This window comes from Modestobacter sp. Leaf380 (genome assembly GCF_001424485.1).
In the GTDB taxonomy this organism is placed as follows: Bacteria; Actinomycetota; Actinomycetes; order Mycobacteriales; family Geodermatophilaceae; genus Klenkia.
This window is the reverse complement of record NZ_LMQC01000006.1, coordinates 33,093-46,218: the sequence shown is the minus strand read 5'-3', so window position 1 is coordinate 46,218 and position 13,126 is coordinate 33,093. Positions and strand designations below refer to the sequence as shown.

The window sequence follows — 13,126 nt, the reverse complement described above, 5'->3', positions numbered from 1 at the left end:
GCCAGGCCATCACCCGCGCGATGGCCGACCAGGCGCGCACCATCCGCATCCCGGTGCACATGGTCGAGGTCATCAACAAGATGGGCCGCATACAGCGCGAGATGCTCCAGGAGCTGGGCCGCGAGCCCACCCGCGAGGAGCTCGCGGTGGAGATGGACGTGACCCCGGAGAAGGTGCTGGAGATCCAGCAGTACGCCCGGGAGCCCATCAGCCTGGACCAGACCATCGGCGACGAGGGCGACAGCCAGCTCGGTGACTTCATCGAGGACTCCGAGGCCGTCGTGGCCGTCGACGCGGTCAGCTTCAGCCTGATGCAGGACCAGATGACCTCGGTGCTGGCCACCCTGAGCGAGCGCGAGGCCGGCGTCGTCCGGCTGCGCTTCGGCCTCACCGACGGCCAGCCGCGCACCCTGGACGAGATCGGCCAGGTCTACGGGGTCACCCGCGAGCGGATCCGTCAGATCGAGTCCAAGACGATGTCCAAGCTGCGCCACCCCAGCCGCTCGCAGTCCCTCCGGGACTACCTCGACTAGACGGTGATCGGGTGGCTCGACCTCGCCGCGGGGGCGAGCGGGGACATGCTGCTCGGCGCCCTCGTGGACGCCGGGGTCCCGCTCGCGGTCCTGCAGGACGCGGTCGCGGCCCTGCCGGTCGAGCCGGTCACGCTGACCACCGAGCAGGTCACCCGGCACGGCCTGGGCGCCACCCGGGTGCACGTGCACACACCGGAGACCGGGGTGCACCGCACCTGGGACGACGTCGGGACGCTGCTGGGGGCAGCCGCCCTGGACGAGGCCGTGCGGAACCGGGCACTGGCGGTCTTCGCCCGGCTCGCCCACGCCGAGGGCCGGGTGCACCGGGTGCCGGCCGAGCAGGTGCACTTCCACGAGGTCGGCGCCCTGGACGCCCTGGCCGACGTCGTCGGCACGGTGGCCGGGCTCCGGTGGCTGGGCCTGGACTCCCTCACCGCCTCCTCCGTCGCCCTGGGCAGCGGCACGGCCCACGGTGAGCACGGGGTGGTCCCGGTGCCCGGCCCGGCCGTCCTGGAGCTGCTCAGGGGCCTGCCGGTGCACGCCGGGCCCGTCCCGCACGAGTGCTGCACGCCGACGGGGGCCGCGCTGGTCGCCGAGCTGGTCGACGTCTGGGGCCCGATGCCGGCGATGCGCCCGGACCGGACCGGATCGGGCGCCGGTGGCCGGGACCCGCGGGAGCTGCCCAACGCCGTCCGGCTGGTGCTCGGCGAGCCGGTGACCCAGCCGGGCACCCCGCTGCTGCTGGAGACCAACATCGACGACCTGGACCCGCGGTTGTGGCCCACCGTCCTCGAGCAGCTCTTCGCCGCCGGCGCCTCGGACGCCTGGCTGACCCCGATCGTGATGAAGAAGGGCCGCCCGGCGCACACCCTGTCGGTGCTGACCCGGCCGGAGACGGCGGCCGCCGTCCAGCGGGCGGTGTTCACCCAGACCTCCACCATCGGGCTGCGGGTCACCCCGGTCGGCAAGGTCGCCCTGGACCGCGAGCAGTCCGACGTCGCCGTCCTCGGCGGGCGGGTCGGCACCAAGACCGCCCGCACCGACGACGGCACCCCGGTCAACGTCAGCGTCGAGTGGGAGGACGTCGCCGCGCTGGCCAGGGCACTCGACCTGCCGGCCAAGGAGGTGCTGCGCGCCGCCACGGCCGCCGCCTGGGCTAGGGTGTCGCCCGGAGAAGGGGAGTAGCCCCCCGTCCGCTGGTCGACATGCTGGTGCCCCCGGGCACCCGGTCAGCGGGTCCGGTGCGAACCGGATGGGCGAGACCTTCGACCGCTGCAGTCCACCCACCCGTGGCGCGGCCGGTCGGAGGCTGCGTGCCCCTGCCCGGTCGTGCCGAGCAGAGAAGAGCCCCTCCGTTGGTCCTGTCGGTCATCGCCGCCGCCTTCATCCTCATCCTCCCGGTCGAGCTGCCGGACAAGACGCTCTTCGCCACCCTGGTGCTGGCCACCCGGTTCGCGCCGCTGCCGGTCTTCGTCGGCGTCGGGACGGCGTTCGCCGTCCAGGTGGCCATCGCCGTCACCGCCGGGTCGCTGCTGTCCCTGCTGCCCGAGGCGCTGGTGACCGGCGTCGTGGCGCTGCTGTTCCTGGTCGGCGCCGTGCTGTTGTGGCGCAGCGCGGGCAGCGGCCCCGAGGACGGCGGCGAGGCCGCCGAGCGGCGCGAGCAGACCCCGTTCCTGCGCGCCGCCGCGATCAGCTTCGGCGTGCTGTTCGCCGCCGAGTGGGGCGACCTCTCCCAGCTGGCCACCGCCGGCCTCGCCGCCCGGTACGACGAGCCGCTGTCGGTCTTCGTCGGCGCCTGGGCGGCCCTGCTGGTGGTCTCCGGGCTGGCCGTCTTCCTGGGCAAGAAGCTGGCCGACCGGCTGCCGATCGCGCTCATCCGCCGGGTCGCCGCCGGCCTGTTCCTGGTCTTCGCCGTCATCGCCGTCGTGGAGACGGTCCGCACGCTGGCCGGCTGACGCCACACCCACACGGGGGACGTCCCCCGGGGCCACCTCAAGTGCGGAACCACTTCGTCCGTTGAAGGGGTGGGGGTGTCGCGCCCCGAGGCTCCAGGCGATGGCACGGTGAGGACGGGTGACGGTGACGGGCGACAGGCCGGTGCACGACAGGTCGCAGGAGCCGTGGCACCCGCCCCTGCCGCCCGACGACCCGGGGCTGCGCGAGCGCCAGCACGAGCTGCTGCAGGAGATCGACCTGCTCGACGTCCCCGGCGACAGCGAACTCGACGCGCTCACCCGGGTCGCAGCCACCCTCGCCGGCACCCCGTACGCGACGGTCGACCTGCTGGACACCGAGCGGCAGTGCCAGATCTCGACCTCCGGCTTCGTGGGCGCCGACACCCCGCGCGCGGACTCGCTGTGCGACCGCGCCGCCCGGCTGCCCGGCGTGTTCTCCTCCTCCGACCTGTCCCTCGACCCGCGCTTCACCGACAGCCCCTGGGTCGACGGCCGGTGGCAGGCCGTCCGGCTCTACGCCAGCGCCCCCCTCGTCGTCGACGGCACGACCATCGGCACCCTGTGCGTGCTGGACGACCGGCCCGGGCAGCTGTCGGACGCGCAGCTGGCCCGGCTGGAGGACCTCGCCGCCGTCGTCGTCGCCCTGCTCGAACGGCGCCGGGACCACCGACTGGCCGAGGAGGCCCGGGCGGAGCTGGCCCGCACCCGGGCGTTCGAGCAGACCCTGCTCGACGCGCTCCCCGCCGGGATCGCCGCGTGCGACACCGAGGGCACCGTCACGCTGTTCAACCGGGAGAGCCGGCGCTGGCACGGCGGCGACGTGCTGGTCGACCTGTCCCCCGAGGAGCTGTCCCGGCACTACACGCTGCTGCGCCCCGACGGCCGGTCCACCTTCCCGGTGGAGGAGCTGCCGCTGGTCCGGGTGCTCAGCACCGGCCGGCCCGCCTCCGCCGAGCTGCTGCTCCGCCCGCACCGGGCCCCCGAGCGGCTGATCGCCTGCTCCGGGGTCCCGGTCCTGGACCCCGACGGGGCTCCGCTGGGCGCCGTGGTGACGATGTCCGACGTCACCGACCAGCGGGCCCTGGAGGAACGGCTGCGCACCGCGGCCCTGCACGACGTGCTCACCGGGTTGCCCAACCGCGGTCTGCTGGTCGACCGGCTGGAGCACGCCCTGGCCACCGCAGCCCGGGACAGCGGGACCGTCGCCGTCCTCTACTGCGACCTGGACGGCTTCAAGGCCGTCAACGACGGCCACGGCCATGCCGCCGGCGACGCGGTGCTGGCCCAGACCGCCGCACGACTGGCCGCCGTCGTCCGGCCCGGGGACACCGTGGGGCGGATCGGCGGCGACGAGTTCGTGCTCGTCTGCGCAGGGGTGGACGGCGCACGGGCGGCGGACGTGATCGCCCGCCGGGTGGTCGCGGCGATGACCGCGCCGTTCGTGTCCGCCACCGGCACGCACTCCATCGGGGTCAGCGTGGGCATCGCGCTCAGCAGCCCCGGCACCACCCCCGAGACCGTGCTCACCGCTGCCGACGAGGACATGTACCGCGTCAAGCGGGCCCGCCGCGGGTCCTCGCGCCGGGACTGAGCCCGCCGGGAGGTGGCCGGGCCCGTTCCCGGGCAGGCTGGCCCGGTGAGCACCGATCCCGCCGCCGCGTACCGCGCTGCACTGCCGCCCGGCGAGCTGTTCGAGCTGGACTTGCGCGGACACGACCGCACCGGCGTCCCGACGACGGCGACGGTCTGGCGCTCGGGCGACCGGGCCGGGCACGGCGTCGGCTACGGGGCCACCGAGGCCGCGGCCGCCACCGGCGCCTGGGGTGAGCTGGCCGAGCAGGTGCTGCTCGACGACGCACTGCTGCGCGTGACCCCCCGCACGGCCACGTACCCCGAGCTGCTGGCCGAGCGCGGGGCCGACCGGGTCGCCGACCCCCGCACGCTGGTGCTGCCCGCCGGGGCCGACCCGGACCGGCCGCTGCGCTGGTTGCCCACCACCCGCTGGGCGACCGGCGAGGAGGTGCTGGTGCCCGCCGAGCTGGTCGCCCCGCACGCCACCGGCATCGCCGGCGACCCGCCGCCCGGGGGCTGGCTGGTCACCCCGATCACCAACGGCATGGGCGCCGGGGACACCGCCGAGCGGGCCGTCGCCCACGGCATCGGCGAGCTCCTGCAGCGCGACGGGAACACCGTGGACTTCCGCGCGCTGGAGCGCGGCACCGTCGTCACCGGCATCGACGACCCGGACGCCTGCGCCGCGATCGCCGCGCTCGAGGACGCCGGGCTCAGCGTGAGCGTGCGGCTGGCCAGCACCGAGTTCGCCGTCGTCGTGCACGCGGTGGCCACCGACCCCGCCACCGACGTGCCGGTCGTGGTCAGCGCCGTCGGGGAGGCGGCCGCTCCGGACCGGGCCGAGGCCGTCCGCAAGGCGGTGCTGGAGCTGGCGTCGTCCCGGGCCCGGCGGGCGTTCGCCTTCGGCCCCCTGGACCGGGTGGGTGCGCTGCACCCGGCCTACCTGGCCGCCGAGCTGCAGCACCCGCTGCCGCCGCAGGAGACCAGGGCGCTGGAGGCGATGACCGGCTGGACCGGGCTGTCCACCGCCGAGCTGTCCGAGCTGATGGCCCCGGCCTGGGTGCGCCGGGACACCGTCGCCTACACCGACCTGCCGACCTCGGAGGTGACCGGGCCGGCCGGGACCCTGGCGCTGTGGCAGCAACGGCTGACCGGGTTCGACCTGCTGGTGGCGCACGCGCAGGTCGGCGACGTGCACGTGGCCAAGACCCTGGTGCCCGGGCTGGAGGTGGAGACGCTGTCCTACGGCCGGATCGGCGAGCGGGTGCTGCGCCGGCTGCTGGAGCGGGACAGCCCGCTGGTCGGACTCGGGGTGCCGACGACGGCCGACCGGCTGCCGGTGCGGTTGACCCGGGAGGCCACCGAGCGGGTCGGCGGCCCGGCCTGGCTGGACACCGCGGAGGTGCGGCGCACCGTCGGGGCGCTCTACCCGCTCTACCGGGAGCCGACCCGGCACGCCCCACAGCGGCTGGCCGCCGGGCTCTGACCCGTTTGTCGTCGGCGACCACGCGGTAGGAGGGCCCCGGCCCAGCCCCGGCCGCAGACGCCCCGCGGTCCCCGGGCCGCGGCGACCTGCCGGGGGCCGGGGCGACCGGCGGGCCGGCCGGGAGCACCGTGGACACCCGCCCGCCCGAGCTGCAGACGATGCCCCTGGGCCTCTACGACCTGGTCACCTACGCGATCCTGGGCGCCGGCTTCGCGCTCTTGGCCTACACCGTCTGGTCGGCGACCAGCCGGGACGAGGTGGGCGTCCGCTACCGCCCGGCCGTCCACGCCGGGACCTGCATCGGTGCGGTGGCCGCCCTGTCCTACCTGCTGCTCTTCCGCGACTGGGACGCCGGTTTCACGCTGTCCGGCGACGAGCACGTGCCGGAGGAGGGGGCCCGGTCCACCCTGGCCACGCGCTACGTCGACTGGACCGTAACGGTGCCGCTGCTGACCGTCGAGCTGCTCGCGGTCTGCTCGGTGGCCGGCGCCCGAGCCCGCACCCTGCGGGCCACCACCATGACCGCGGCCGCGCTGATGATCCTCACCGGCCACCTGGGGTCACAGGTCGCCGACCAGGGCCGCAGCACCACCGCGCTCGTGGCCTGGGGCCTGGTCAGCACGGTCTTCTACGGCTACCTGTACGTCGCGCTGATCGGCGCCGTCCGGGCGTCGATGCCCACGATGGGCCGGGAGGCCGCCGTCAGCCTGCGCAACGCGACGATCGTGCTGCTGGGCAGCTTCGGGGTGTACCCGCTGGTCTACAGCGTGCCGGTGTTCCTCGACGTCACCCCGGCCTGGTTCGCCGGCATGCAGGTCGCCTACTCGGCGGCCGACGTGCTGGCCAAGGTGGGCTTCGGGGTGCTGGTGCACAAGGTGGCGGAGCTGCGGACCGCCGAGGACGTCGCCGCCGGCGAGGACACCCACCCCGAGCCGGTCTGGATCAGCCACGTGCGGCACAGCACCGCCGTGCAGCCGCCGCAGCGCCCTCAGTGACCGGGCGTCGTGCGGCGCTCGGCCATCGCGGCCAGCCGCTCCAGTGCCTCGGTGTTCCGGTGCTTCAGGAGCAGCTCGGTGGCCGCGTTGTGCACCCACCTGCCGGGGCCGCTGATCGGCACCTCGGTCATGGTGATGCGGGTGCCGCCGTCCTCGGCGCGCAGGTCCAGCTCCACCCGGGCCTCGCCGAACGGGCGGCCCTTGGCGCGCAGCACGAGTCGGCTGGCGGGCTTCGACACCTCGACGACGGCCTCGTCGTCCAGGGTGACCGGCCAGGTGCCCTGGCTGTGGTGCAGCTTGGCCCCGGCCGCGGGCCAGGCCTCCTCGACGGCGCGCATGTGGGAGGCGCCGACCACCCAGTTGCTGTACGTCCAGCCGTTCGCCAGGACGTCCCAGACGGCGGTGGGCGGGGCGGCGACGTGCCGTTCGACGGTGGCCATCCCCCCATCCTGGGGGCCTCGGGCGGCGCCGGCACCGGCAGCGCCGCTTACGCTGGCGGGCGCTGACAGCCTCTCCCGCAGTCCGACGGCGAGGCCGGCGACGGTGAGCCGGTCGGCCGCGCCGCCCAGCACGACCGCCGTCCGCCGGTGCCGGACGCCGGCCAGCCGCAGGCGCAGCTGGACCCTCGTCCCGGCCCCCTCGGGGGCCAGCACGACTGCCCAGCTGAGCCGGACGTGGTCGCGGGTCGAGCGGTGCACCAGCGTGTGCGGGGGTCGCATCTCGTGGACGGTGAAGGTGGCGTGCCGGCCGCCCCAGTCCGGGATCACGTCGCCGACGGCGAGGCCCTGCAGGGTCGGCTCCAGGTGCCGCGACCCGCGCCGGTCCGGTGGCGTGAGCGCCTCGACCCACCGCGGCAGGGGGTAGCCGCCGCGCCGCTTGCCCAGCTGCACGAACCACGGCCAGAGGGCGTCCGGGGGTGCCGGCAGCGAGAAGGCGGTGTCCATCGCGATCGTCGCGTCCGGGACGACGTCGTCCCCCGGGAGGACGGCGGCCCGCTCGGCCGCGGTCGGCCGGACGCTCACCCCGGGACGTTCGCGCGCAGCTCCGCCAACCACAGCGCGGCGGACCCGTCCGAGGGCGCCCGCCAGTCCCCGCGGGGGGACAGCGAGCCGCCGGCGGAGACCTTCGGGCCGTTGGGCATCGCCGAGCGCTTGAACTGGCTGAAGCCGAAGAACCGCTGGCAGAACACCTCGAGCCAGCGGCGGACCTCGGGCAGGTCGTAGGCGACCCGCTTGGCCTCGGGGAACCCGTGCGGCCAGTCGCCGGTGCTCGCGTCCCGCCAGGCGTGCCAGGCCAGGAAGGCGATCTTGGAGGGCCGGAAGCCGTAGCGCAGCACGTGGAAGAGGGTGAAGTCCTGCAGCGCGTAGGGGCCGACGGCGGCCTCGGTGGACTGCGCGGTCTCCCCCGGCACGAGCTCGGGGCTGATCTCGGTGTCCACGATGGCCTGCAGCGTGGCGCCGACCTCGGCGTCGAACTGCCCGGTGCCGATCACCCAGCGGATCAGGTGCTGGATGAAGGTCTTGGGGATGCCGCCGTTGACGTTGTAGTGGCTCATCTGGTCACCGACGCCGTAGGTCGACCAGCCCAGCGCCAGCTCGGACAGGTCGCCGGTGCCCAGCACGATCCCGCCGCGCTGGTTGGCGATCCGGAACAGGTAGTCCGTCCGCAGGCCGGCCTGCACGTTCTCGAAGGTGACGTCGTAGACCGGCTCGCCGTCGGCGAAGGGGTGGTCGATCTCGTCGAGCATCAACCGCGCCGTGGGCTGGATGTCCAGCTCCGCGGCGGTCACGCCCAGGGCCCGCATCAGCGCCCAGGCGTTGCCCTTGGTGTGGTCGCTGGTGGCGAAGCCGGGCAGCGTGAACGCCAGGACGTCGCTGCGCGGGCGGCCGGCCCGGTCCATCACCTGGGCGGCGACGATCAGCGCGTGGGTGGAGTCCAGCCCGCCGGAGACGCCGATGACGATCTTCGGGTCACCGATCGCCGAGAGCCGCTGGGCCAGCCCGGCGACCTGGATGTTGTAGGCCTCATAGCAGTCCAGCTCGAGCCGGGCGTCGTCGCTGGGCACGAAGGGGAAGCGCTCGAGCTCCCGGCGCAGGCCCAGGTCGGCGTCGGGCGGGTCGAGGGTGAACTCGACCGTGCGCGCGGCGGGTGCGTGGTGCCGGCGGTTGTCGTCGAAGGTGCCCATCCGGGCCCGCTCCTGGCGGAGCAGGTCCAGGTCGACGTCGGCGACGGCGCGGCGGTCGCCGTCGGGGAAGCGGTCGGTCTCGGCCAGCAGCACGCCGTTCTCGTAGACCATCGTCTGCCCGTCCCAGGACAGGTCGGTGGTCGACTCGCCCTCACCGGCCGCGGCGTAGACGTAGGCGGCCAGGCAGCGCGACGACGCACTCCGCACCAGCAGGCGGCGGTCCTCGGCCCGGCCCACGGTGATCGGCGAGCCGGACAGGTTGAGCAGCACGGTCGCCCCGGCCAGCGCGGCCTCCGCCGACGGCGGGATCGGCACCCAGACGTCCTCGCAGACCTCGGCGTGCACGACCAGCCCGGGCACGTCGGTGGCGGCGAAGAGCAGGTCGGGCCCGAAGGGCACCTCGGCGCCGCCGACCCGGATGGTGCCGGTCTGGTCGTCGCCGGGGGCCAGCTGGCGGCGCTCGTAGAACTCCCGGTAGGTGGGCAGGTAGGACTTCGGCGCGACGCCCAGCACCCGCCCCCGGTGGACGACGACCGCGCAGTTGTAGACCCGGTTGCGGTGCCGCAGCGGGGCGCCGACGACCAGCACCGGCAGCAGGTCGGCGCTGCCGGCGACGACGGTCTGCAGCGCCACCTCGACGGCGTCCAGCAGCGGGTCCTGCAGCAGCAGGTCCTCGATGGAGTAGCCCGACAGCGTCAGCTCGGGGAACACCGCGACAGCGACGCCGTCCTCGGCGCAGGCCCGGGCCTGGCGCAGCACGGACTCCGCGTTGGCCGGCGGGTCGGCCAGGGCGGTCCGCTGGGTGCACGCGGCGACCCGGGCGAAGCCGTGCTGGTAGACCGACTCGAAGCGCATGCGCCCAGTCTCCCGTGTCCGGGGCGGGTGCGCGGCCGGGCCACCCCGTGCGGGTGTGCGGCCCCGCCCCCGGCGGAGGAAGCTCTCCACCCCCTCGTGGCTCGCAGAGGGGGTGTAGAGCTTCCTCTGCCTCACGTGGGGGGCGGGGTCAGGCGAGGCGCTCTACGGCGGCGTTGCTGGTCCAGAGGCGGACGCCGGCGGCGGCCACGGCGGCGTCGCCGGGGGCGGTCGGGTCGAACGGGGTGCCGCCCAGCCACGCCCAGGCGGCGGGACGGCGGCCGAGGACCTCGGTGAGCCGGGCCAGCGGCCGGGTCACCTGCCGCTCGACGTCGCCGGCCGTGCGCACGGACGCCGAGCTGGCGTGGGTGGCGGAGTGCCCGCAGACGACGTGCCGGCCGGCCAGGTCGGCGAGGGCGTCCCAGCTCATCGCCAGCGGGCCGTCCCCGGGCAGGTCCTCCGCCAGCACGCCCAGGTCGTGCTCGGCGGCGAAGGCGCGCTGCTGGTCGACGGGGCAGTCCAGGAACTCCGTGGGCGGGTAGAACCAGCCGACGAGGCCGAGCTCCTCGCACAGCGGGGCGGCGACCTGCGCGGCGCTGGCGAACCCGTCGAAGAAGGCCGGGACGACGCCGGGCCGCGGGTCCCGCCAGACGCCGGTGTCCAGCGCGGCGTGCAGCTCGGCCTCGGTGACCGGGGAGAACCGCTCGGCGTACCAGGCCAGCTCCCGGCGGAGCTCGGCCGCGTGCGAGGCCGGGGTGTTGTGGAAGTTGACGACCCGCAGGTGCCGCCCGGCCAGCACGGCGTCCCGGACCCGCCCGGCCTCCTCGTCCCGGGCCGCCGCCGGCGGCAGCGGGGTGTCCCCCGGCCGCCACGCGGCCAGCGGCAGGTCGGCACCCCCGACGGGGGCCGACGGCGGCCGGAACCGCAGCCAGGCCACCGCGGCCAGCGCGTCCTGCACGGTGACGTCGGGGTCGGCGCCGCGCAGCACCGCCCAGGCCTGCTCGACCGCGCAGGCCAGCTCGCGGTCGGCGGGCAGCGGGTGGTCGGGCGGTCCGGTGTCCGGTCGGGTGCGGTCGGCCAGGGCCACCAGCATGGCGACCCCGGCCCGGTCCTCGTCCTCGGCGGCCACGGCGCGGGCGGCGGCGAGCAGGTCGGCTGCTGAGCTCATCCCCACCCAGGGTGCGCGCGGTCCGGTCAGCCCTGCAACCGGTGCATCGACTCCGGCAGCGGCTCGGTGTGCAGCACGGCCAGCCGCTGGGTGGCCCGGGTGAGGGCGACGTAGAGGTCGCTGGACCCGCGGGTGCCCTCGCTGAGCACCCGGGCGGGCTCGACGAGCACGACCGAGTCGAACTCCAGCCCCTTGGCCTCGTGCGGGCGGAGCACCACGGGGCCGGCGGAGGAGTCCGCGGCCCCGCCGGAGGTGACGGCGGGCAGCGCCGCGGTCAGGGCGGCGACGACGTCGTCGAACCGGCTGACCGGGGCGATGACGGCCGTCGTCCCGCTCTTGCCGGCGAGGTCGGCGGTGACGGCGGCGACCCGGTCGGTCAGCTCGGCCTCGGTCAGCAGCTCCACGGCGGGGAACTCCCCGGCCGAGCGCACCGACCGCGGGGCCTCCAGCTGCGACCCGGAGGCGGCCAGCACGTCGGCGGCGACCTCCATGATCTCCGTCGGCGTCCGGTAGTTGACCGTCAGCTGGGCCATCCGCCACTGCGTGCGGGCGTGCGGGGTGAGCACCTCGGCCCAGCTGGAGGCACCGGCGGCGCTGCCGGTCTGCGCCAGGTCGCCGACGACGGTCATCGACAGCGTCGGGCACTTGCGGGCCAGCACCCGCCAGGCCATCGCGGACAGCTCCTGCGCCTCGTCCACGACGACGTGCCCGAAGGTCCAGGTGCGGTCGGCGGCGGCGCGCTCGGCGGTGGACCGGTAGTCGGCCTCCTCCTCGCGGGCGGCCAGGCCCTCGGCGTCCAGCAGGTCGCCGGCGGTGAGCTCCTCGGACTCCTCGTCGTCGTCGGCGTCGTGCGAGCGGGAGCCGTGCAGCAGGTCCAGGGTGCGCTGGGCGTCGTCCAGCCCGGCCTGGCGGCGACGCTGCGCGGCGGCCCGCTCGGCGCTGTCGTCGACGCCGAGGAGCTCGTCGGCCTCCTCCAGCAGCGGGACGTCGGCGACGGTCCAGGACGCGTCGGCCTCGCGGACCAGCAGCGCCCGGTCCTCCTCGGACCACCCCTTGGTCGCCGCGGCGATGCGGGCCGGGGAGGCGTACAGGTCGCGCAGCAGCTCCTCGGGGGTGAGCAGCGGCCACAGCTCCTCGACCAGGTCGGCGACGGCGGGCTCGCCGGCGATCTCCCGGCGCAGCGCGCGGCGGTCCTCGGCGTCGAGCAGGTCCTCCCCGCCGCGGACGTCGGAGGCCATCCGGTCGGCCACCCGCTGCGCGATCAGGTCGACCAGTCCGCGGTAGAACGCCGGGCGGGCCAGGTTGTGCAGCCGGGACGCCCGGCGGGCCTGGGTGCGCACCCGGGCGACGTCCCCCGCGCGCAGCCGGATCCGTTCCCGGTCCACCACGACCTCCCGGGTGCCGCGCAGCACGCCCTGCCGGTCCTTCACGGCCGCGGCGACGACGTCGACCATCGACAGCCGGCCCTTGACCTCGGCGACGTCGGCGGGGTCCTCGGCGCGGGCGTCCAGGCCCGGCCGCAGCTGGCCCAGCCCGGCCAGCAGCACGCCGGTCTCACCGAGGGCGGGCAGCACGTCGGCGATGTAGCGCAGGAACGTCGGGGTCGGCCCGACGACGAGCAGACCGCTGCGGGCCAGCCGGTCACGGTGGGTGTAGAGCAGGTAGGCCGCGCGGTGCAGGGCGACGGCGGTCTTCCCGGTCCCCGGCCCGCCCTGGACGACGAGCACACCGCGGGAGTCCGAGCGGATGATCTGGTCCTGCTCGGCCTGGATGGTCCGCACGATGTCGGTCATCCGGCCGGTGCGGTCGGCGGTGAGCGCGCGCAGCAGCGCGGCCTCACCGGTCAGGCCGTGCTCGTCGGCCTCCTCGCCCTCGGCGAGCACCAGCACCTCGTCGTCGATCCCGGTGACCCGGCGGCCCAGGGTGCGGATGTGCCGACGACGGCTCACGCCCTCGGGCCGGAACGGGGTGGCGGTGTAGAACGGCCGGCTGGCCGGGGCACGCCAGTCGACCAGTGCGGGGTCGCCGCCGGCGTCGTCGGCGGGCAGCCCGGTGCGGCCGACGTACAGCGGCTGCGCGACGTCCTCGCGGTCCAGGCGGCCCAGCACCAGGCCGGCCTCGGCGGCGTCCAGCTGCACGATCCGGGTGCCGTGGAAGCGGACCGCGGCCTCCTTCTCCCCCATGGCCTGCGCGTTGTCCACGAGCGGGGCGGAGATGGCCTGCTCCCGGCGGCGGACGGCGAGCTCGCGGGCGGCGTCGAGCCGGGCGTAGAGACCGGTGACGTGCTCTTGTTCGGCGACCAGTGCGGGGTCGGGGGTGGAGCTCGACACGGGCAGGTCTCCTGGGGGTGGTGCGGCGGCGCGGGAGGCGACCACGCTAG

At 75.7% G+C, this 13,126-nt stretch carries 10 protein-coding genes; 6 read left to right on the top strand and 4 right to left on the bottom strand.

The genetic code is table 11. The annotated features are described in order from the left end of the window. The first annotated feature begins 20 nt into the window (after positions 1–20). From ASG41_RS25185 to ASG41_RS06035, 6 genes are all read left to right on the top strand, one after another. On the top strand, positions 21–533 hold the full coding sequence (locus ASG41_RS25185) for a sigma-70 domain-containing protein (RefSeq protein ID WP_200938751.1): 513 nt from the start codon (positions 21–23) through the stop codon (positions 531–533). Positions 534–536: 3 nt separating this feature from the next. After that, on the top strand, positions 537–1,718 hold the full coding sequence (gene larC / locus ASG41_RS06055; RefSeq protein ID WP_056291331.1) for a nickel pincer cofactor biosynthesis protein LarC: 1,182 nt from the start codon (positions 537–539) through the stop codon (positions 1,716–1,718). 170 nt (positions 1,719–1,888) lie between these two features. After that, a complete protein-coding gene (locus ASG41_RS06050; RefSeq protein ID WP_200938750.1) occupies positions 1,889–2,488 on the top strand; it encodes a TMEM165/GDT1 family protein in 600 nt (199 codons plus the stop codon). Between the two features lie 124 nt (positions 2,489–2,612). Next, complete coding sequence (locus tag ASG41_RS06045) at positions 2,613–4,079, top strand: sensor domain-containing diguanylate cyclase (protein WP_162245534.1); 1,467 nt, start codon at positions 2,613–2,615, stop codon at positions 4,077–4,079. Positions 4,080–4,124: 45 nt separating this feature from the next. Continuing rightward, positions 4,125–5,546: a YcaO-like family protein gene (locus ASG41_RS06040; RefSeq protein WP_056291327.1), complete on the top strand. Its 1,422-nt coding sequence runs from the start codon at positions 4,125–4,127 to the stop codon at positions 5,544–5,546. A gap of 128 nt (positions 5,547–5,674) precedes the next feature. Beyond that, on the top strand, positions 5,675–6,541 hold the full coding sequence (locus ASG41_RS06035; protein WP_235564547.1) for a bacteriorhodopsin: 867 nt from the start codon (positions 5,675–5,677) through the stop codon (positions 6,539–6,541). On the opposite strand, the gene ASG41_RS24160 is transcribed toward ASG41_RS06035, so the two are convergent. The 4 genes from ASG41_RS24160 to ASG41_RS06010 all read right to left on the bottom strand — a co-directional run bounded on the left by ASG41_RS24160 (position 6,535) and on the right by ASG41_RS06010 (position 13,076). Then, positions 6,535–7,563 (bottom strand): SRPBCC family protein, encoded by a 1,029-nt coding sequence (locus ASG41_RS24160; protein WP_200938749.1) that lies wholly within the window; start codon positions 7,561–7,563, stop codon positions 6,535–6,537. The two genes, ASG41_RS06035 and ASG41_RS24160, sit on opposite strands and share 7 nt — an antisense overlap. Continuing rightward, entirely contained in the window at positions 7,560–9,581 is a 2,022-nt protein-coding gene (locus tag ASG41_RS06020; protein ID WP_056291325.1) for an NAD(+) synthase, read from the bottom strand. Before ASG41_RS06020 ends, ASG41_RS24160 begins: the two co-directional genes overlap by 4 nt. A 148-nt stretch (positions 9,582–9,729) precedes the next feature. Further along, positions 9,730–10,746: a hypothetical protein gene (locus ASG41_RS06015; protein ID WP_056291323.1), complete on the bottom strand. Its 1,017-nt coding sequence runs from the start codon at positions 10,744–10,746 to the stop codon at positions 9,730–9,732. 26 nt (positions 10,747–10,772) lie between these two features. Next, positions 10,773–13,076 carry an AAA family ATPase gene (locus ASG41_RS06010; protein ID WP_056291321.1) on the bottom strand — a complete coding sequence of 768 codons (2,304 nt, stop codon included), beginning with the start codon at positions 13,074–13,076 and terminating at the stop codon, positions 10,773–10,775. Positions 13,077–13,126 lie beyond the last annotated feature (50 nt).